The following is a 19,310-nucleotide window of genomic DNA, read 5'->3' as shown; positions in this document are numbered from 1 at the left end:
CGTGGACCTCATGGGAATGGATCATGGGTGGCTTAATCTTTGCGCTTCTCATTCTTCTATATATGGTTGCTGCTGCGATCTCCAATCGAAACTACCGAAATTGGCCGCTCCATCGTTATGTTTGTTGGGTTGTGGGAATGCTTTGCATTGGTTTGTCGCTGATTGGTCCGCTAGCGCGACTCGCCACTACGAACTTTATGATCCATATGCTCGGACATCTGCTGCTCGGAATGCTGGGGCCGCTGTTGATTGCATTCTCCGCACCGATGACGCTGCTCCTCAGGTCGACTCCAGTTCCTCTCGCCAGACGGATCACTCGTTTGCTGAAGAGCAAACCGGCCCAAATCGTTGCTCATCCGGCAGCAGCGACCTTGCTGAATATCGGTGGACTATGGGTTTTGTACACAACCGGCTTATTCATGGCCATGCACCATAGCCATTTGCTGTATATCGTCGTGCATTTCCATGTTTTTGCAGCGGGGTATTTATTTACGGTTTCTTTGCTCTATGTGGATGTGGCTCCGCATCGTCTCAGCTTTCAGACTCGTGCGATCATCCTGATGATCGCCATGGCCGGGCATGGGATACTCTCCAAATACATATATGCCTATCCGCCAGGCGGCGTCTCTTCGGAACAGGCCGAGCTGGGCGGAATGCTGATGTATTACGGCGGCGATGCGATCGATCTCTTTCTAGTGTATTGGCTGTGTATGCAATGGTATAAGTCAGTACGCCCGCGACCTGCTTCATCCATGCTCCAAACCTTGGATTAATCACCGTTAACCGGATTATGCTTGGTGTCACTCGTCTCCTGCGGCAGCACGTTGGATATGCTCGGTACATTACGCGGCTTATATTCAATGAGTTCAGAAGAGTAGATGGCAACGGTCATTCTTCCCCCATTACCGAATGCGCGGATGAGGATGGGCTGATTATAGGCGTTCTGAAAAACAAAATCAGGTCCTCCCCAGCTCACCGTAGCATCGCGCCCCGGCAGCACATAAGGTACGTTCCGGCTGTGAGAGTATCGCTTTACAATCTGCAAGCCTGCACGGTCAATAGCATTATACAGTGTGGAAGAGACCTGACAGATCCCTCCCCCCACCCCCTCCGATAATTCGCCTCTGACAATAACGCCAGCACGTTTGTACCCTCTGTCCACCGTTCTAATGCCAACCACCTGATTAAAAGAGAAGGTTTCTCCGGGAAACACGACTGCACTGTCAATCGCCTGAGCGGCTAACGCGATATTATGGGAACGATTTTTGTTGTTGGAATTAAAATAGGTGACATAGTAACCTATCGGTTTCACCCGAAGGGAGGCCAAAAGCTCCGTATCCACCTTCGGATAAATCGGATACCTCGGGGCTTCGACGGTAGCGCCCCCAGTGCCGTACCAATAGGAATAATATTGCTCCAGCAGTTTGCGTCGATCCAGTCTATGACCATTCTGCCCGGGAATGATTTGACCATTGCTGCCAATCCGGGCGTTCCGGGCTTCCATATAGGTTTTCCGATCAAGCGCATCTACCCATTGATTGTATTTATCCATATCCAGCAGTGGGAAAACATCAAGCGCATGGTCACTTCGGCTCACGCTTGCCATGACTTTGCCTTCTTGCGTTATCATTAAATCGCTGTTATCCGGTTCATCCCCTTGCAGGAGCATAAACAATAGACCAAGGGCTGACATCCATCTCAAGCTGGTTCACCTGCTTTATCGTTGTGTTTTTCTCTATTGGCGTTTACGTGATATGTCCGGTTTCGTTTACTCTCTGGTATTATGATTGCATTACAGGTAATTCATTCAGATTGTTTTATAAACAAAAGAAACCCTCACCATGAAGTGTGGGTTTCTTTTGTATGTTATGACTTATTTTACAAGGACACTGGCGTCTCTTTCCTATGACTAAAGGGCAAAACAAGGAACAAAAACGAGCTTACTGCCAGCAATTCTGCAATCCCGATGACCGTTCCCATTGGGGCAGCAGTTGTTCCGTCCCCTAGGCCTACAAGTGGACTTGCGGCTGCACCTAATAACAATGGCAGTAATCCAAGAAGTGCGGACGCACTGCCTGAAGTGTGGGCAGCTTGCTTCTGCATCGCCAGTGACGTTGTCGTTGCACTGACCATGCCGACGGCAGAAACAATCAGGAACAGCATCGGTGCAATCAGCAGCAATCCGCCGCCGAGCCATGTGATCGCAAACAGCGAAGTGCCGCCAAAGGCCGCTATGACAAGACCCGTTGTCAACAATTTGGTTTCCCCTGTTCGGGAGGCCAATCTGCCCGTAATTTGAGAAAACAGGACAATGCCAACCCCGTTAACGGCAAAGAACAGACTGTACATTTGAGGGGATACGCCAAAGATATCCTGCAATACGAAAGGTGACCCCGAGATATACGCAAACATCGCGGCTGATACGAACGCCTGAGAAAGCGCATAGCCGACAAATACGCGGTCCTGCACCAGCGTGCCGAAGGTACGGAAGGTTTGCTTGATCCCTCCGTTGGCCCTTTTCTCCCGAGTTAGCGTTTCCGGAAGACCAAACCATACAGCGAGCAGCATAAGCAATCCAATCAGGAACAGGACGACAAAAACTCCGCGCCAAGAGACGAAATTAAGGATAAACGCCCCGAATACAGGAGCGATAATAGGTGCCAAACCATTAATCAGCATCAGCAACGTAAAAAATTTGGTCAGCTCCGTACCGGTATATAAATCCCGGACGACAGCCCTGGATATGACGATACCGGCTGCTCCGCTTGCTCCCTGCACGAATCGAAGCGCAACCAGAACCCATATCGTTGGGGCAAACGCGCACAGCAAGGAGGTAATCGAATAAATAATCAAGGATATAATGAGCGGTGCTTTTCTCCCCCGGATATCGCTAAGCGGGCCTGCTACAAGCTGTCCAAGAGCAAGCCCAAGTAAAAATGCCGTCAGGCTTAATTGGGCCAACGATGCTGGTGATCCCAAACTTTCGGAGAGCTTGGGCAGTGCAGGTAAATACATATCAACGGAAAGTGGCCCGAAAGCCGAAAGAGATCCGAGAATCAAGGCAAACTGAAGCCTCTTCCTGCGAGTTAGAACCATGGCTGAACCGGCTTCATTCGTGGACATTGACATACGATCTGTAACTTCCTTTCCTGCAACACATTGATGCATGAGTAATAAAATTTTAGCAACCCAGTCTTGGATTGCTAAATAACTATCCTATCATAGGATATATTTCGGTAGATTGCCATCCATTTTTTCTAAGCGAGTGGAATCCGCAGGGTAAACGACGTACCAATCCCTAGCTCACTGTGCACCGTTATTCTGCCCCCATGGTCCTCTACAATTTTTTGACACAGGGACAGCCCAAGGCCAGTCCCTTCTTCTTTGGTTGTATAGAACGGATCAAATATCTTGGCTAGATTTTCATCGGCAATGCCTTTTCCGGTATCCTCAATTTCCACGACAGCCATTCGTTCTTCCGCTCTGAGCGAGATTCGGACGGAGCCGGTGTGCTCCATCGCTTGAAAGGAATTACGGATCAGGTTAATCAGCACCTGGATGATCTTATCACGGTCCATGACGATCTGAATCGGTTCATCGCTTACATCCAGCATAAATAAATGTCCATGCGAAGCGGCTTCGGATTCACACAACGAATAGACTCGAGTCATACAGTCCGTAAGGGATTCTACCCTCATATTGCTTGCATGGGGCTTGGAGAAGTGCAGAAATTCTGCCGTCAGCTCCCCTACCCGCGTAATCTCCCCCATAATGACTTCATACCAGGGCTGAATGTTATAACTTTGATTTTTGGAGAGTTGAATAAACCCTTTAATGGAGGTAAGAGGATTCCGAATCTCATGGGCCATCCCGGCAGCCAGTTCCCCCACCATCTTCATCTTTTCTGTCCGGATCATTTCCTCCTGACTTCTCAACCAGGAATTGCGACGCATTTGAAATATCCGGTCTTCTGCCGTGCTGATCATCTCTTGATAAGTTAAGGCTTCATGCGGGTAACAAGTGATGCTATAGGTCACCTGTACGCCGATATTTTCAAATTTGAACATGCTGCTGTCGATGTTGACGTGCTCGGGCAGCAGTATGGCAAAGCGGTCTCCCGCATATCGGGAGGCTGCCACCATATCGTTTCGGAACAGTTTGCGCACTGCCCGTGAGAAACTGATCAGAATTTCATTGGCTGTGGAGATGTCCTTGGCATTTAACGATTTGAAATTGTTGATGTCCAGTAACACCAGCTGAAAGGGCTTGTTCACCTCAATGAGATGCTGAACTTTATGCAAATACCCATCATAATTCAGAAGTCCCGTCAAGGGATCGTGATAGGTCAGGTAATCGTTTTGCTTATATAATTTCTTCTTTTCCGATTCGAGAAAATTAACAAAATGAAAGGATATCACGACGACAAAGGATGCTAAGCAATCAAACACCGAAACCAGAATATTGTACTTTGTAAAAGGCATGTAAGTCAGACGAATGATAGAATATTGAAGTACCATAAGGAGGCACAGCGGCATCGTTTCTATGAAACGCTCCTTTTTATGAATTAGATTGATGATTAGTATGTAATACAGCAAGATACACCAATTCAATTGGCTGACATAATGAAACGCCCCGAGAAAGAGAAATTGAATATTGCGAAGCCATTCGAACCTTCGATCAAAAATGACGGATGCATACAGTAACGATGCCGTGAGCAGCATCAAAGGGATTGACGTTTGATATCCTAGATAAACCGACGACACCATGATAAAAACCGATATCAAGGGAACAAATAGGAGCTTAAGTACTATAAACGACAAAGCGAATCACTCCTAAATCACTATTACTGGCGCAAAATGTAGAAATCACGGAGGCAAGTTTCACCAAATATGGTACACCATATATAAGCGTCTGAACAGCAGGAAAACACCACTTTCAAAAACAGCAAACGTGAATCTCTTTCTGAAAATCGTGTTTGTGCCTGCTAACCAGCTAGAATTCCTCGTATCGAATCGATATGAACTGATGGGTTGTCGGATGAAACGCAACGGTTACGTATACGCCGAATTCACGAGCGCCTTTCTTAAGCCATAGCTTAAATTTCTCCTCCGCCATCTCATTGGATATCGTGGTTCTTCCCATATAGAGGTAGTCGACGACATCCATATTGTATTTACGCTTCGTTTCCGTCACGGCGAGCGTTCCCCACATGGCGTAAACAGGGTCCTTACTGTTCATGGCTTGGGTCAGGGACTCTGCAATTTCTGTCAATTCCTGCTGACTGATTTTCGACGAAGCGCGATTTGCAGCAGTTAAAAGGTATTGCCAGTTCCCCTTTTCGAATACTAACAGTTGAAACGTATTGATCGGTCCCTTGTAAAACTTTGCAGTCGTATGATCTGCCAGCTCCGATTCTTCAAATGATAGATGTTTCAGCTGCTGTTTATTCTCCAGCGGATATAACTCGATCTTGTAGTCATGTTCAGGTTTATATCGGTTCCAATAATGAACCTCCAGATGCTCGTCCAATCCGCCTTCCATGTCATAACAGCGGCCATACTGATGCGTGAAAGCTACGGACGGCAATTGAGGTGGCAAGAAGATGGCTGTACCGAAATGTTTCTCACAGGCCCTTAAAGCTTCCTCTACAAGCTCACCGCCGGATTCAAATATGGCTTGCTGAAACTGATTTTTCGGAGATTCTTTTATCCCTTGATCATTACCAGGACTTATCCCAAGCGATAAAACACCGACTAAAACGATGCTGCCCAGCATATTAAACCTCCTCGTTACACCTCTAGATGATCTAGCGTTCGTATGTCAAGCCTAAGATCCCCGCTTACATTCTTCTTCATTCGACATGGGATTCGTTGGATAAATCCAGCGCAAAGTACACACACTGTGACAGACTATGCAGGAATCCGAGGTGAAAAGGCGTGGGGATGAAACAGAAATTAAAATCCATCTTTCTGGTTAGCCATGAGCATTCAGAAGAAAGCCAAACTCACGAAAATCAGCAAGATCCTAACCCCCAGGAAGATGATAGGCTGACGCTGCACCATATCATCGACCAATTTGATCATGCCGCCGATTTTGTCCATAAAACCTATCATAATGAACGTTTGCATGTACTGTATTTCAGTCATTTAGTCAATGAGGATCGACTGGAGCGTGATCTGCTCCCTCCGCTCTTGAATTCCGATACACCGCTAGAACCGTTGACGCAGCAATCCCAGTATGAGCATGTGACGGATACTAAAAAATGCGTGGAGAGCATTCTTGACGGCATGGCTCTATTCTTTTATGAGGACAAAGCATACCTGATCGATGTTATTTTCCCAATATCACGTACGGTTGCTGAGTCCGAAACGGAATCCATCATTATCGGGCCGCACGAGGCTTTTACCGAACAAGCTTATACAAATCTGTCGTTGATCCGGAAGCGAGTTCAGAGTTCTCATCTCAAAGTCATTAAATTGTCCGTTGGTGAAGTGACCAAATCTGATGTCTATGTTCTTTACATCCAAGACATCGCAAATGAGAACTACGTAAAAGAAGTGATAAAGCGAATTAAGGATATCGAAATCGATGCTATCCATGATGCGAATATGCTGATTCAGTGCATTGATGATGATCCGTATTCGATCTTTGCACAATTTCTGACCACCGAGCGGCCGGATACGATCGCATCGAAGCTGGTTTCGGGTCGTATCGTGGGAATTATGGACGGGAGCCCCACTGCCTTCAGCGCCCCGGTCAACTTTTTTGAATTCTTCTCATCCTCCGATGATTATTACCAACGGTGGAGCATAGGCACGGCATCCTTGTTCTTGAGGTTTGCAGCGCTCCTGATTACGGTGACGTTGACAGCCCTTTACGTATCGGTGACCTCCTTTCACTATGAAATGATTCCACAGAATTTACTGCTGACACTAACGGAGTCCAGAAGCAGAGTGCCTTTTCCCCCCATTTTTGAAGCACTGCTGATGGAGACAACCATTGAGCTGCTGCGGGAGGCCGGGGCTAGACTGCCAACCAAGATCGGGCAAACCATTGGTATCGTAGGCGGCATCGTTATAGGACAAGCTGCTGTGCAAGCAGGATTAACAAGTAACATTCTAATCATTGCGGTCGCCTCTTCGGCGATTGCCTCCTTTGTTATTCCCAACTATGTGATGAGTGCATCCTTTCGCCTGTTCCGTTTCGGACTTATTATCCTGGCAGGGTTTTGGGGCAATCTGGGATTGGCCATTGGACTCGCATTTATCGTCATTCACCTGAGCGGATTGACAAGTATCGGCGCCTCCTATTTATCGCCGGTAGCTCCATTTGAGCCTTATGATTGGAAAGACGTGTTTCTGAGACTGCCTTTTTCCACATTGGCCAAACGGCCGACCCAAGTCAAAGCCAGAAACAAAGTGAAGTTAAAAATGAAGAGGTGAGGACAAGTTGAAAGAAAAACTATCCCAATTTCATTCCGCGATCCTCATCTACATGATCCAAACGGGTGTATACGTATTCAGTATCACGCAGATCGAGGCCCAGTATTTCGGAACAAACGGCTGGCTTATCGTGATCCCCATAGCCATTCTAATCTGTCTGAATATTTACATGATGTATGGGGTGTACCGGCTGAGCAATGGACAGTCCATCTACGAAATATTAGAAAAAAGCATTCCCAAGTTCATTTTGAGCCCCTTCTATCTGGCCATCAGCTTGGTATGGGCGCTTATCGGCTGTCTCGTAGGCAAGCATATGTGCTGATTTTTCAGATGTTCGCGTTCCCGACCACCGACCCGATGGTGTTCAAGATTGCGATCGATGTTCTAGCTTTTATGCTGCTGACCAAAGGGCTCTATAACATTTCCAAGGCTTCGACCGTATTCTTCTGGTGCACTATCTGGATGAATCTCCTTCTGTTGTACTACCTGGGGGAATTCAGGGTCGAAAGATTGACCCCCTATCTTTTTAAAGACAGCTACAACATGACGCAAGGTTTTTTCCATATTTATTTGGCATTTATGGGTTATGAGCTGTGTTTATTATTGTTTCCGTATACCGATAAGAAGACCAAATTGTTCAGAGCGGTTATCTATGGTCATCTTGTACGTACGATATCCTACGTTATTCTGGGCTTTGTGTCATTTGGAGTCATTGGCAGCGATATGCTTAAGGTCATGCTGTTTCCGTTACTGGATTTGCTGGCTTACATCAAACTTCCGTTTATTGAGCGTGTCGAGAATCTCTTCTATGGCTTTTTCTTGTTCACAACCCTCATCACGCTCGTCCTCTATTTCTGGGCAGCCGGTGAGAGTACCCAAAGAGTCTTTCCGAAGATCAAACTCAACGTCCACTATTTTTTTATTATTTTGGTCGCCTTGCTCATCTCCTACATTCCAACGGTTTTAAATAGAATACGGGAGTGGATTTTGTTTCTGGGGTATATTCAGATCGGATTCGCCTACATAATGCCCTTAGTTTTAATCATTCTGCTGCTATGGCAGCGTCGAAAAAAGGCAGCGTGATGTGATCATGTTAAAAAAATGTACTTGCCTGCTCCTCCTGCTATGTATATTCCTTATATCAGGCTGTGGAGATCAACGCATTCTGGAAGATCTGGGTGGGTTTCATCCAGACAACCAGTTATGATTTACTGCCGGATGGCAAGTTAGCCATCTCCGTTTCCATCCCGCAGGCAGACCCGGAAGCCACCTCTAAACGGGAGGTATTAACGGCGAACGCCGCAAGCAGCAAAGAGGCGAAAATGATCATGTCCCGGAGAACGGGCATGCTGCTGGTAAGCGGGCAAATCCGCAACGTGCTGTTCGGTCTTTCACTGGCGGAGAATGGACTGCACGGACATCTGGACACCTTGTTCAGGGATCCCTCCATTTCATCACAGGTAAAAGTGGGTGTCGTTGATGGTAATGCAGGCGAACTGTTGATCGATGATTATAAGAACCATCCGCGAACAGGTCGATATATCGAAATGCTGCTTGAAAAAGAATCGCTGGGCCAGGCCATTCCAAAGGTAACATTATTCGACTTTGCCAGGGACTTTTTCGATCAGGGTGTAGATCCGGTTGCTCCGATTCTTAAGAAGCATGGAGATAATTTCATTACAACGAATGGAATCGCATTATTTAGAGATGATCGATATGTTGCGAGGATCGAACCTCAGGACGCATTGGTCTTCGCTTTTTTGAAGGACAAATTCAGAGATGGCCAAATTAATATTGATCTGACAGAGATTAACGGCAAGAAGGAAAACATCATGTTCAGTTCATTAATCAGCTCACGTAAAGCCAAAGTCACCCGCGGGGCTCAAGGCATTGACAAAGTGACGTATTATGTCAAAGTTTCCGGTACTGTTCTGGAATACATCGGCGATGCTAGGTTAAGCAACGATCGGCAGCGGCATGAGCTAGAGCAGCGAATCAGTCAATATATTTCAAAAAAGGGCGATAACATCATCAAGCTCATGAAACAACATCAGGTAGACAACCTTGGAATCGGTAGGTTTGTCCGTAATCGGGCCGGCTATGAGCAGTGGAAAAAGATGAACTGGCGACAAGAGCTTCAAAAGCTGCCGGTGGAATGCTCGATTGAAGTGCATATTAAAGATTACGGCAAGTTTCGATAATATGGGAAGCGAATGAAGACATCTCTAGCTAAGCCGAAACGTAAAAACCATGAGCTGCTTGGTATACGGCTCATGGTTTTTCTTATATATAGGTGATAATCTCCATGGTTTACTTCTCAATCAGAAGTTTCTTAGCAGCGCATGCGAGCATGCCGTTTGAAGATCCCTCCAGCAGCGATTGATTTCGGTGTCTTCCATCGCAGCGGATAAACCCAACAGCGGGAACACCTGCTGGCCGCAGGATAATGCTGTTTGGGCTGCTGCTACGCTTCGGGTGGTTACCTCTGCTTCTGTTGCATTCGATAATCCACCGTTACTCAGCAGCTCCTCCCATGAGCCCTCCACCGTCTCATAAAAATCCGAAACGGATTGCTCCAACATTGCTTTACGCTCCTCCAGCTTGCCGATCACATGAGAAGAGCTCCCTTTCTGTGCCGCAAGTGATTCTGCTGCTTCAAGGAAATGCTCGGCGATGCCAACGGCGACTCCAGCAAAAGATACTTGGGCAAACGGAAGGAAGGGATATTGATAGATTGTTTCGTTCTCATACCCTTGGGTTTCTGTAAGGGAGAACGTCATCTCCACCGGCACGAACGCATCCACAGCGGATATCGTATGACTCGCCGTTGCCCGCAGTCCGAAGGCATTCCAATCCTCCAGAATCTCGATTTGATCAGGATTCAGGATAAAGGATCGAATATGAGGCTCGTCCTGATCCGCAGTCGGTACGTCAGCTGCATCTTGTATCGTAGAATCTGGTTCGATAACCGCATTGGCTGTAAAGGTCGTTGCATAGGTAGAGCCGCTGCAATACTTCCAGCTGCCGTTCACAATATATCCTCCGTCCACCTGCCTTGCCGTAGCTGTCGGCATCCCGCTGCCCGCAATCACCGCTTCTCGATGCGCGAATACGCGGCGGCTCACTACCTGGCTCATCAGTGCCGCGAAGAATCCTCCACCTGCTCCAATTGTAACCAGCCATCCCAGGTTACCGTCGATCCTGGCACTCTCCTGAAAAATGCGTGCAGCCTCCGGCAGAGAGGTCATTCGTCCTTCAAGCTCATCGGGCACAAACAAATGAAATAAACGATGATCGTATATAGCTGCCAGCACTTCGGGCGTTACTTGTCGATGCTTGTCCATCCCAAGCGCTTGTTCTCTTATGGTTTGAATCTGCTGATCCGTAAATAACATAACTCCACCGCTTTCCACTATCTTTTCTCTGTCTAATAATATTAAGTTTCCAACATTATACGAATGTGCTTAATTTATTCTTTCGGTGCCCTTTCATCGATCTGAGTTAACACCTTCTCCAGAGAACCCAAGAAAGACACGCGTTGTTCTTGATGCTGTTGATACGTGCTCAATAGGCTATCGATTTGAGATTGCATGCTGCTCGTAAAAGCTTCCAGATCGGAGGATACCGATAAACCCAGACCCACTGCATCCAGCTGACGTATTTCTTCCATGAGACTTCTTTCTGCAAAATGGATCTCCATCATCTCACTCATCAGCGACTTCAGCTTCACGACCTTGGCCAGGCGCTGTGCATGGGTCCACCGCTCCTCGGGAGTCGATGCATCTACAAGGGAGATGCAGTAGTTTCGCATCGCTGTCAGCTCGCCGTTATAGGTTAAAGCACCTTCCTGAATCAGATGACGAACCCGATACTCGATAAAAGAGTCGGAAACGGTTAATTCACCCATTCCGATCACCTCACCAATAATGCGGGCTGATTTCTTGAAGAACCCATGTCTAGCCTCAAGACGATAAGCGGCTTGCAGTATATCTGCATCATAGCAAGATTCAGGAACGGTGCGTAGCTCTTCGCCTTGAAGCACGCGCAGGAACCCATCATCGTTTACAAGACGCTGCCAATCCGCACGATAGCCAGCCTGATGTTGCGGCGACAATGGAACATGCTCGACTGTTTCCAGCACCATTTGAAGTTTATCCAAAGCCAACTCAAACGTCCCCCGATACCAAATGTTCGGGTTCTGCTTGTGAAGAATACTTGTCGCATTCACTAATATGACATCAGGATGATCTGGTATCAAAGACAACAACCTGCGTAAGCCTAGTTGTTCCGAGGCAGAATCTCCTGCCCATATCATGCACGGCACTTCCCTCAGCTGCCGGGGCCAGGTCAGCCAAGCGAAGACGGCTTGCAACATCGTTAATTTCCTGTCATCCATATGCGCAATGCTATATCGTTCCTGAAACCACTCATTTCGGGTAGAGAACCAATGGGAGTAATCATCGTCCTCTGGGAGCGGCCCAACCATAAGATCATCGCCCAATGTAACTACGATTTCCCCCGGTGTCGAGCGCAGCATCATCCTTAACGACCCCGCCGTTGAATCATCGAAGGTAATATGGACACGCGATACATTTCCGCGATGAATCGGGGATTCGTTCAGATAAGCTTCATTCCCCATCGCCCACTCTTTATCGAAGAACTGGAGAAAGAGCTCGAGACTCTGATGCTTGCCATCTGCCAGCAGTCTTGCCGATTCCGTATTCATCTTGTCCTTTAGCTTCAGAAGCTTTTCATAGAAATGGTTAATGGCCGTGCTTTTGCCTTTTCGATATTCCTCTGGTGTCATTTGCTTCCGAAGAGGAATGAATGGATCATACATGCTTTGTCCCTTCCATCCGGAATAAGCAAATGTACGGGCAATACCGATTGCGCCAATCGCATCCAGACGGTCTGCATCCTGTACAATTTGCCCTTCCAATGTACGCATGGCGTTCCCCGTGCCGCCAGAGAAAGACATCGTGCTGATAATCTCCAACACGAGCTCCTGATCCGAAGCTTCTACACCGGCTTGCATCAGCCAAAGCCGAACCCGCTCGTAACCCGCTTCCTTCGATTCGTTCAACTTCTCGTCAGCTACGTCATGGAGATAGGCTGACAGTTCACATATGTATGGATTCGCGCCTTCAAGATACGCCAAGAGTCGGGCGATGCGGGTGACACGCTGCACATGCCACCAATCATGACCGCTTGCATCCCGATCGTGCACGGAGCGTGCAAATCCTTGAGCTTGCTGAATAATTTGACTATAAGTCGATTTCATCTGATTCAATTTCCCCCATCCCAGATTCGGCTTTGCTTCTAGGCTCTATTATTCCCGATTTACCAGAGTGTCGCAACTTAGAGTATGTTATTGGCCAGTTGTATCCCCCATGCGCATGTGGGCATACGATAACCAGGATTGGGTTAATTCCATTTAGATTCCGCTTGGTAACAGCTAAGATAAGGATACAGAAAGGAACTGAACGGTTATGCTGGTGTTTATTTTTCCAGGTTTAAATCCCCATTTAAACGAGAATATTGCAGCATCGGTTCAAAACGTTTTCTCCGACGCCCGTCACGTAATAATCCCTAGCGAAGAAGTGACCGCAGCGATCCTAAATGAAACACTTGCCCGTGAGTTTGGCCCGTGGTTCATGACGCTTTATGCGGGAGATTCTGTCCAGCCTCATGCCAAGGTGGAGATTGAACAATGGCTGAGGACCTGCAGCGACCACTCAGCCGAATATATCATAAATCCGGTTTCGATTACGGATCAGTTGGCTCCCTCCAAGAACAGACACGTCCCATTCTTGCGCATTCCCCGTGGACCGCTGTTATGGCTCACGAAGACTGTCATGAGCGGACGAACACCGGGCTTTAGAACCAGAGAGCAGCTGCCATTTCAGAAATACGTATTGAACGATAAACAATTCGAGTTGTCCACGCGATATGAATGGATGGAAGTTGATTCCGCCGGAATCTTATACCATCAACGCGCGGCTCCCGCCTGGATGAAAGAAACAGAGGAATGGCAAGCCGTATTACCTCTTCTCCAAGCTGGATCCCAAGAACAATCACAGCCACCAGTGGTCTCATGTCCTCCTCTGGTTACCATTGCTTTGTGCACCTATAATGATGGCTCATATCTTCCCTGGGCTGTGCGGTCCGTATTAGCGCAGACCTTCGGGGGATGGGAGCTTGTGATTCTTGATGACGGATCAACCGATGCAGAGACTGCACATTATCTGATGAGGGTGCCTCAGGATAATCGCATTAGCTGATTCGACAAGAAGATAATACAGGCAAATCACGAGCTCTGAACAGAATATTGAACCTAGCGAAAGCTCCCTGGTTATTGGAGCTGGATGCCGATGATTGGCTGGCACCCGATGCGCTGGAGATCCTCATGAGGGAGGCTGGTGGCCAACAGAATACTGCCGTCGTGTATGCTAATCATATGGAATGGCTGGAACTTGCGAATAAACAGCTGGTGTATCAAGGAGTTAAAGTTGCCCCCTCTTCCTTGTCTCCCTATGTGCTGCTGCAAAATGCCCCTGCCGTCGCTCCGCGCATGTTCAATGTCTCTATACTTAAGCAGGTTGATGGCTGGGATCATCATACTCTCTTTGAAGGGAGACTGTATGAGGATATCGGACAATTAATGAAGCTATCCAATACACACAAGCTTTATCATGTGTCAGAGGCGCTGTACCACCGAAGATTAAGAACGTCCAGCTTGACGCATCGGCATCCCCACCAATACTTGGAATGGAAAAATTCCATTATAGGCGAGTCTGAAACATGGAAACATGACCATCATTCAGAGAGGCAGAATGCGTACGAATGAAATGCTTTCATTAAGTACAGTGACTACTTGAGAGGTAGGAATATAATTCGAGCTTACCACTTCCACTGTAATTAACCCGTCTACTGAGGATCGTAACTGACCTTGCAGAAATTGATTCACCTGTACAACTTCTACCGTTCTGCCCACGAATGCAGCCAGAATTTCTGAAAAGTCCATACTATCTAATTCCTCCCATCTTTTATCAAGCGATAGATAAGAAGCTGCGGAGCGGGATTATGACGATACTGCCGTTCGGCTCTGCAATCTGTACATAATCTTCTCCAATCGCGATCAGCGTCCCGAATATGGTACCTGCCGTTGTTTCCACTGTAATTCGGCTGTTCAGTCTTCCTCTTAAAAAAGCAGAGACACTGCTGCCTGGACTTGCTCCACCTTGTAAACCGTTCACCTGCTCTTGAAGCGCATGGATCCGTTCATTCAATCGAACAATCTGCAATCGGATTCCTGCAATACTGCGAATGAGCTTTCGACGCAGAGATAAAAATTTACTCCACACCGAATGTGAGGTTTTTTTACGCTTTTTCTTTTTTCGTACTGTAATTTCTTTGCATCCCCCATCAAGACTCCTGTTCCAATATCTCCCCACAAGTGCCCCTCCTTTGTATAGTCATTGGTACCTTATGTGAATGCCGGGACAGTAGCAACTCGTAACGTCAAAGATAAGGAAATGGCCTAATTTCCTTATCACCGAAAGCCAGTCATCAGTGGTACGCCCTCCAATCATTTCGGGTATTTCCGCCTCATCTGGTCTACCCATACAGATATTTGGAATGATACATATTTTGTTAAATAGACCCTTGCACTAGAGAGGAGGCTAACCTTGAATAAAATCAAGTCTTACCGCCGCCGCAAATCTTCAACCCATCGCTCGGCCGTGCATCATTGGAAACAGCGCCAGCTAGCCCTGAAGGAGGAAGCGATCCGCTCCCCCTCCAACTCCCGTTGTCACATTGCCATTGACCTCCTCGCGATCCACACAACAAATGAAGCAGGTTCCTGTCCAGTCCGTTGACGTATGGATGCCCGCTGACGAGGAGCCTGGGCCCGGAACGATGCCGTTATACGATATCATTCGGTTTCCCGTCATTGATTGGCAGTTCCGATGGCAGCGCCCCCAGCAGATGTCAGAGCAATTTGCTCAGCAGGGGCACCGAGTGTTCTACGTAAATCCGGAGATTATTGGATTAGGAAAAGAAGAAGCGACAAGAGAAGAAATCAACCGTCAGGTTAAGGTTAAAAATATTGATCGTAATATATGGCTGGTCACCTTATGCGCCAAGCAGCCATTGAATTTGTACCAGGATCAAATGGATGATTGGGATATCCAATATTTAAAGTGGTCGGTTGAGCATGTAAGGGATAAATTCGGGCTATCCCAACTGGTCTCCATTGTGGATCTTCCATTCTGGACTCCACTCGTAATCGCTATGGATCAGCATCATATCGTCTACGACTGCATGGACCATCATGCCGGCTTCTCAACAAACGACAAAACGATGCTCCTGCTTGAAGAACAGCTGCTGCGGGAAGCGGAGCTCGTGGTAACAACCTCTCAGCATCTATACGACTGGGCTGCCCCATACAATCCTTCTACTGTACTTATCCGCAATGCAGCAGATACCGCTCGCTTCTGGAAGCAACCTGAAGAGGTACTGCCGGAGCTTGAGTCCATTCATCAGCCGATAATTGGTTACTAAGGAGCTATATCTGACTGGTTTGACATTCAGCTCATGGAGTCACTCGCCAGAAGTCGGCCAGATTGGACGTTTGTTCTCATTGGACACACTTTCGGCTGTGACATCTCGGGGATCGAGGAACTGAGTAACGTATTATTGCTAGGAGAGAAGCCGTAATTGGTCCATATTTCACGCATAAAATGAGCCGCACCTTACAGATAAGTTCTGTATCGGCGCGACTCTTCGTGTGTTGAATCTATACTCTTTTATCCACGATATGCTTATATTGCTGAATGAAACCCTTGAGCAAACCTTGCATCATCGCAAAGACCAGCTCGGAGTCCTGCAGCTCGTTCTCCTTAATCCGGTGCAGGCATTCCGTTACGCTCATTCTTACTACGTCAATGCGCTCGTATCCCTCGAGCTGTTGATCTGCTTGACTTATCACCTCATCGGTATAATAAACATGGGCGATTTCGTTGCATCTCCAGGACGCCGGATACAGCTTGCCGAGATAATGAAGTTTGCCGCATGTGCAGCCCGTTTCTTCCAGCATCTCTCGGCGTGCTGCCGATTCCAGGTCCTCCTCCTCGAATACGCCACCGCCGGGTAACTGAATGACGTAGTCATCCACGGCGGCGCGATATTGACGGATTAGCAGCAGCTGATCGCCATCCTTAGCCAGAATAACAACGGACACATGATTCTCTTTGGTATAATACACTTTACCTGACGCTTCCTCGTAAATCGAAATTCCGTTATGACGGATCAACAATTCGGTATTATCCATGTAGCAGGAGCTCCTTAACAATATGATAGATTTTAGACCTCGAATTCATCTTTGAGGATGGAGAATAAATAGGAATCATGGTAAGCCCCTTTAAACCATAGGTGCTGCCGAAGATGCCCTTCCTGCTTCATTCCGATATGACGCATAACCGCTGCTGACCCGATGTTTCCCGGCCTGCAGGTGGCGTAGATCCGATGAACTCCCAGCTCCTTAAAACCAAAACGGCACATGACGCTAGCAGCTTCCGTAGCATAACCCTGTCGCCAATAGGCGGAATTCAAGCAGTACCCAAGCTCTGCGTTCGTCTTCGATCGGTGAAGACCCACACCCCCGATTAAATGGCCGCTATCTTTCAGCACGATCGCCAGTTCATAGCTGTCACGGGGACTCTGCTCTTGCATTTGGCGGATTTCCGTTAAGTAAGCTAAAGTATCCTCTTCCGTATTCGGTCCCCACATCGTATACTCGGCCACTAATGGGTCCGAGGCGTAAGCATGAATACTAGCAAAATCCTCCTCCTGAAAATCCCGTATCACCAGTCTTGCTGACTCCATATGCATATGTACTCACTCCTTTGAAATAACCTTCATCATAACTCGGATTTTTTTCCTGATTATACCATGCTCTAAGAGTGTTGGAAGAAAAAAAGAAGCCTAGGCATCTAATCGCCCAAACTTCATACAGCATCATTTTTTAGGATACACCGTCCAGTTTCTCTTCGCTGCCGTGCGTATTAAATTTATGAAGATAACGGGAAAGCACGCCATGTCTCGGAGAGAACAGGAAGCTGATAATAAATACGATTCCGGTGGCAAACGCCATAGATCCTGAGATGGAGGTGTCCAGCCATAACGCGACATAGTAACCCATGAATGCAGAAATGACGCCGAATGCTCCGCTTAACACCAGCATGATGGAGAGTTTATCCGTCCATAGATAGGCTGCGGCGGCTGGTGTTATAAGCATAGCCACCACCATGATCGCTCCCACGGCATCAAACGATGCAACCGTCGTGATGGAGACCAGCGACATAAATACATAGTGCAAGAGTACGACAGGAATGCCAATACTGGCCGCCAACGCCGGATCAAAGGACGTAATCTTCCATTCCTTGTAGAAAGCCAGGATGACAATAAGTACGACGAGGAGCACGGCTGCCAGCATAAAGGTAGCCTTTGGCACCTCCCCTAACAGAGGAACGTGCATTAATTCCCAAGGCACAAACGTAATCTCGCCCATGAGGGCATGCTTGGTATCCAGATGCGCATTGCCAACCTGAGTTGCAATCAGGATAACGCCAATCGCAAACAAGGTTGTAAATACAACACCGATGGATGCATCCTGCTGAACGCCCCTGGAATGGAACCATTGAACGAGGACCGCTGTCAGCAATCCGGCAATAATCGCACCGATCAGCATATGAGGTCCGCTTAGTTCTCTAGTGACGATAAACGCCGTTACGATCCCAAGCAGCACAGTATGACTGATAGCATCAGCCATCATCGCCATTCTGCGCAATATCAGGAACACGCCAACGATACCACAAGACAATCCGACGAGAGAGGCCGTAAGCAATATCCATCCTGTGTAGGTCATTGATTGCCCCCCCTTTCGGACAGCCGGGGACTTAAAACAGGTTGGTTATGGGAGTCCATATGTTCTTTTTTCTGAGAGCGGAGCTGCAGTGCCTGGATCAGCAACCCCTTCTCAGCACCGAAGATCAGGGAAACCGTGAACAATACAGAAGAGGCTACAACGATAAACGGCCCTGTAGGCCATCCTTTCCCCATTGTGCTGACCAGGGTACCAACAAACCCGGAGCCGCCTCCAAATATAGCCGACAAAATGACCATCATTTTGAAGGATTGTGTCCAATATCTTGCGCTGACGGAAGGTATGATTAGCATGGCCGCCATCAGAATGACGCCGACAGCCTGAATGCCAATGACGATGACAAGAACGAGCACCCCCATATAGAGGGTATTCATCAGACGGCTATTCAACCCTAATCCCCGGGCAAAATCGGGATCAAACAGAAACAGCTTCCATTCCTTAAAGCCAATCGAGACGACCAGAATAACTAAAGCTGCCAGGATGAGCATCGTAAAAACATCCTTACGAACCATGGACGCAGCCTGGCCGAAAATAAAGTTATCCAGTCCGCTCTGATTCCCGCCCGCTGTACGGTTCACAATTGTAAGCAGCATAATGCCCAATCCGAAAAATACAGATAGAATCATGCCCATGGCCGTATCTTCCTTAATGCGGCTGGAGGTACGGATCCACTGGATCATCCAGGCCCCGATTAATGCGCTGGCAGCAGCCCCGAGTATCATCACCAGCAGATTCTTGCTTCCCGTCAATGCAAAAGCTACCACCACACCGGGAAGAGCCGCATGAGACAACGCGTCACTCATCAAACTTTGCCGCTTCCAATAGGCGAGACAGCCAATCATGCCAGCTGCCATGCCCAGGATTAACGTGCTCAATAGCACCCATTGCGTGTTTGGAGATAATAATGAATTCAGCATGCG

The 19,310-nt window shown here is 47.6% G+C and carries 21 protein-coding genes; 9 read left to right on the top strand and 12 right to left on the bottom strand.

What is annotated here, in order from left to right; genetic code table 11:
- Nucleotides 1–23 precede the first annotated feature (23 nt).
- Entirely contained in the window at nucleotides 24–773 is a 750-nt protein-coding gene (locus MHH48_RS17015; protein ID WP_256720627.1) for a cytochrome c oxidase assembly protein, read from the top strand.
- Here MHH48_RS17015 and MHH48_RS17010 read toward each other — a convergent pair.
- The 4 genes from MHH48_RS17010 to MHH48_RS16995 all read right to left on the bottom strand — a co-directional run bounded on the left by MHH48_RS17010 (nucleotide 770) and on the right by MHH48_RS16995 (nucleotide 5,775).
- Nucleotides 770–1,693: a VanW family protein gene (locus tag MHH48_RS17010; RefSeq protein ID WP_076323622.1), complete on the bottom strand. Its 924-nt coding sequence runs from the start codon at nucleotides 1,691–1,693 to the stop codon at nucleotides 770–772. The genes MHH48_RS17015 and MHH48_RS17010 overlap by 4 nt on opposite strands.
- Nucleotides 1,694–1,878: 185 nt before the next feature.
- Nucleotides 1,879–3,129: a multidrug effflux MFS transporter gene (locus MHH48_RS17005; RefSeq protein ID WP_076323437.1), complete on the bottom strand. Its 1,251-nt coding sequence runs from the start codon at nucleotides 3,127–3,129 to the stop codon at nucleotides 1,879–1,881.
- Between the two features lie 128 nt (nucleotides 3,130–3,257).
- Nucleotides 3,258–4,820, bottom strand: a complete 1,563-nt coding sequence (locus tag MHH48_RS17000; RefSeq protein WP_076323436.1) for an ATP-binding protein — start codon at nucleotides 4,818–4,820, stop codon at nucleotides 3,258–3,260.
- A gap of 172 nt (nucleotides 4,821–4,992) precedes the next feature.
- Nucleotides 4,993–5,775, bottom strand: coding sequence for a DUF3889 domain-containing protein (locus MHH48_RS16995; protein WP_076323435.1), 783 nt, complete (start codon nucleotides 5,773–5,775; stop codon nucleotides 4,993–4,995).
- Between the two features lie 161 nt (nucleotides 5,776–5,936).
- Between MHH48_RS16995 and MHH48_RS16990 the strand changes: the two genes are divergently transcribed.
- From MHH48_RS16990 to MHH48_RS16975, 4 genes are all read left to right on the top strand, one after another.
- Entirely contained in the window at nucleotides 5,937–7,442 is a 1,506-nt protein-coding gene (locus MHH48_RS16990) for a spore germination protein (RefSeq protein WP_083659707.1), read from the top strand.
- Between the two features lie 7 nt (nucleotides 7,443–7,449).
- Nucleotides 7,450–7,764, top strand: a complete 315-nt coding sequence (locus tag MHH48_RS16985; RefSeq protein ID WP_256720594.1) for a GerAB/ArcD/ProY family transporter — start codon at nucleotides 7,450–7,452, stop codon at nucleotides 7,762–7,764.
- Nucleotides 7,758–8,525: a GerAB/ArcD/ProY family transporter gene (locus tag MHH48_RS16980; protein WP_256720593.1), complete on the top strand. Its 768-nt coding sequence runs from the start codon at nucleotides 7,758–7,760 to the stop codon at nucleotides 8,523–8,525. The genes MHH48_RS16985 and MHH48_RS16980 overlap by 7 nt, the downstream gene beginning before the upstream one ends.
- A 65-nt stretch (nucleotides 8,526–8,590) precedes the next feature.
- Nucleotides 8,591–9,643, top strand: a complete 1,053-nt coding sequence (locus MHH48_RS16975) for a Ger(x)C family spore germination protein (RefSeq protein WP_306024471.1) — start codon at nucleotides 8,591–8,593, stop codon at nucleotides 9,641–9,643.
- A gap of 120 nt (nucleotides 9,644–9,763) precedes the next feature.
- Here the strand turns inward: MHH48_RS16975 and MHH48_RS16970 are convergent, their stop codons facing one another.
- A complete protein-coding gene (locus tag MHH48_RS16970; RefSeq protein ID WP_076323433.1) occupies nucleotides 9,764–10,837 on the bottom strand; it encodes an acyl-CoA dehydrogenase in 1,074 nt (357 codons plus the stop codon).
- 74 nt (nucleotides 10,838–10,911) lie between these two features.
- Nucleotides 10,912–12,723, bottom strand: a complete 1,812-nt coding sequence (locus MHH48_RS16965) for a DUF3658 domain-containing protein (RefSeq protein ID WP_076323432.1) — start codon at nucleotides 12,721–12,723, stop codon at nucleotides 10,912–10,914.
- A 208-nt stretch (nucleotides 12,724–12,931) separates the two neighbouring features.
- Here MHH48_RS16965 and MHH48_RS16960 point away from each other — a divergent pair, with 208 nt between their 5' ends.
- The gene (locus MHH48_RS16960) at nucleotides 12,932–13,723 is read left to right on the top strand and encodes a glycosyltransferase (protein WP_076323431.1); all 792 of its coding nucleotides are present in this window, start codon (nucleotides 12,932–12,934) and stop codon (nucleotides 13,721–13,723) included.
- Nucleotides 13,724–13,770: 47 nt separating this feature from the next.
- Complete coding sequence (locus MHH48_RS16955) at nucleotides 13,771–14,289, top strand: glycosyltransferase family A protein (RefSeq protein WP_076323430.1); 519 nt, start codon at nucleotides 13,771–13,773, stop codon at nucleotides 14,287–14,289.
- Here the strand turns inward: MHH48_RS16955 and MHH48_RS16950 are convergent.
- The gene (locus MHH48_RS16950) at nucleotides 14,263–14,466 is read right to left on the bottom strand and encodes a hypothetical protein (RefSeq protein WP_076323429.1); all 204 of its coding nucleotides are present in this window, start codon (nucleotides 14,464–14,466) and stop codon (nucleotides 14,263–14,265) included. The genes MHH48_RS16955 and MHH48_RS16950 overlap by 27 nt on opposite strands.
- A gap of 25 nt (nucleotides 14,467–14,491) precedes the next feature.
- A complete protein-coding gene (locus MHH48_RS16945) occupies nucleotides 14,492–14,896 on the bottom strand; it encodes a hypothetical protein (RefSeq protein ID WP_076323428.1) in 405 nt (134 codons plus the stop codon).
- A gap of 234 nt (nucleotides 14,897–15,130) precedes the next feature.
- Between MHH48_RS16945 and MHH48_RS16940 the strand changes: the two genes are divergently transcribed.
- Together MHH48_RS16940 and MHH48_RS16935 are read left to right on the top strand one after the other, a co-directional pair.
- Nucleotides 15,131–15,322 (top strand): hypothetical protein, encoded by a 192-nt coding sequence (locus MHH48_RS16940; RefSeq protein ID WP_144023467.1) that lies wholly within the window; start codon nucleotides 15,131–15,133, stop codon nucleotides 15,320–15,322.
- A complete protein-coding gene (locus MHH48_RS16935; RefSeq protein WP_179090649.1) occupies nucleotides 15,294–16,007 on the top strand; it encodes a hypothetical protein in 714 nt (237 codons plus the stop codon). Before MHH48_RS16940 ends, MHH48_RS16935 begins: the two co-directional genes overlap by 29 nt.
- A gap of 235 nt (nucleotides 16,008–16,242) precedes the next feature.
- Here the strand turns inward: MHH48_RS16935 and MHH48_RS16930 are convergent, their stop codons facing one another.
- From MHH48_RS16930 to MHH48_RS16915, 4 genes are all read right to left on the bottom strand, one after another.
- On the bottom strand, nucleotides 16,243–16,776 hold the full coding sequence (locus tag MHH48_RS16930; RefSeq protein ID WP_076323426.1) for an NUDIX hydrolase: 534 nt from the start codon (nucleotides 16,774–16,776) through the stop codon (nucleotides 16,243–16,245).
- Between the two features lie 32 nt (nucleotides 16,777–16,808).
- Nucleotides 16,809–17,336, bottom strand: a complete 528-nt coding sequence (locus MHH48_RS16925; RefSeq protein WP_076323425.1) for a GNAT family protein — start codon at nucleotides 17,334–17,336, stop codon at nucleotides 16,809–16,811.
- 133 nt (nucleotides 17,337–17,469) lie between these two features.
- On the bottom strand, nucleotides 17,470–18,372 hold the full coding sequence (locus MHH48_RS16920) for a metal ABC transporter permease (protein WP_076323424.1): 903 nt from the start codon (nucleotides 18,370–18,372) through the stop codon (nucleotides 17,470–17,472).
- The gene (locus MHH48_RS16915; RefSeq protein ID WP_076323423.1) at nucleotides 18,369–19,307 is read right to left on the bottom strand and encodes a metal ABC transporter permease; all 939 of its coding nucleotides are present in this window, start codon (nucleotides 19,305–19,307) and stop codon (nucleotides 18,369–18,371) included. Before MHH48_RS16915 ends, MHH48_RS16920 begins: the two co-directional genes overlap by 4 nt.
- Nucleotides 19,308–19,310: the final 3 nt, after the last annotated feature.

Origin of the sequence: Paenibacillus sp. FSL F4-0100 (assembly GCF_037993005.1) — a bacterium.
Classification (GTDB): domain Bacteria; phylum Bacillota; class Bacilli; order Paenibacillales; family Paenibacillaceae; genus Paenibacillus_AQ.
The sequence above is the reverse complement of the archived record's forward strand: the minus strand, read 5'-3'. Positions and strand labels throughout refer to the sequence as shown.

Bases quoted from the DNA above. Each gene is read 5' to 3' on its own strand.
- MHH48_RS17015 (WP_256720627.1), top strand. From the start codon at position 24: ATGGGTGGCTTAATCTTTGCGCTTCTCATTCTTCTATATATGGTTGCT.
- MHH48_RS17010 (WP_076323622.1), bottom strand. From the start codon at position 1,693: ATGTCAGCCCTTGGTCTATTGTTTATGCTCCTGCAAGGGGATGAACCG.
- MHH48_RS17005 (WP_076323437.1), bottom strand. From the start codon at position 3,129: ATGTCAATGTCCACGAATGAAGCCGGTTCAGCCATGGTTCTAACTCGC.
- MHH48_RS16995 (WP_076323435.1), bottom strand. From the start codon at position 5,775: ATGCTGGGCAGCATCGTTTTAGTCGGTGTTTTATCGCTTGGGATAAGT.
- MHH48_RS16970 (WP_076323433.1), bottom strand. From the start codon at position 10,837: ATGTTATTTACGGATCAGCAGATTCAAACCATAAGAGAACAAGCGCTT.
- MHH48_RS16965 (WP_076323432.1), bottom strand. From the start codon at position 12,723: ATGAAATCGACTTATAGTCAAATTATTCAGCAAGCTCAAGGATTTGCA.
- MHH48_RS16960 (WP_076323431.1), top strand. From the start codon at position 12,932: ATGCTGGTGTTTATTTTTCCAGGTTTAAATCCCCATTTAAACGAGAAT.
- MHH48_RS16950 (WP_076323429.1), bottom strand. From the start codon at position 14,466: ATGGACTTTTCAGAAATTCTGGCTGCATTCGTGGGCAGAACGGTAGAA.
- MHH48_RS16935 (WP_179090649.1), top strand. From the start codon at position 15,294: ATGAAGCAGGTTCCTGTCCAGTCCGTTGACGTATGGATGCCCGCTGAC.
- MHH48_RS16930 (WP_076323426.1), bottom strand. From the start codon at position 16,776: ATGGATAATACCGAATTGTTGATCCGTCATAACGGAATTTCGATTTAC.
- MHH48_RS16925 (WP_076323425.1), bottom strand. From the start codon at position 17,336: ATGCATATGGAGTCAGCAAGACTGGTGATACGGGATTTTCAGGAGGAG.
- MHH48_RS16920 (WP_076323424.1), bottom strand. From the start codon at position 18,372: ATGACCTACACAGGATGGATATTGCTTACGGCCTCTCTCGTCGGATTG.
- MHH48_RS16915 (WP_076323423.1), bottom strand. From the start codon at position 19,307: ATGCTGAATTCATTATTATCTCCAAACACGCAATGGGTGCTATTGAGC.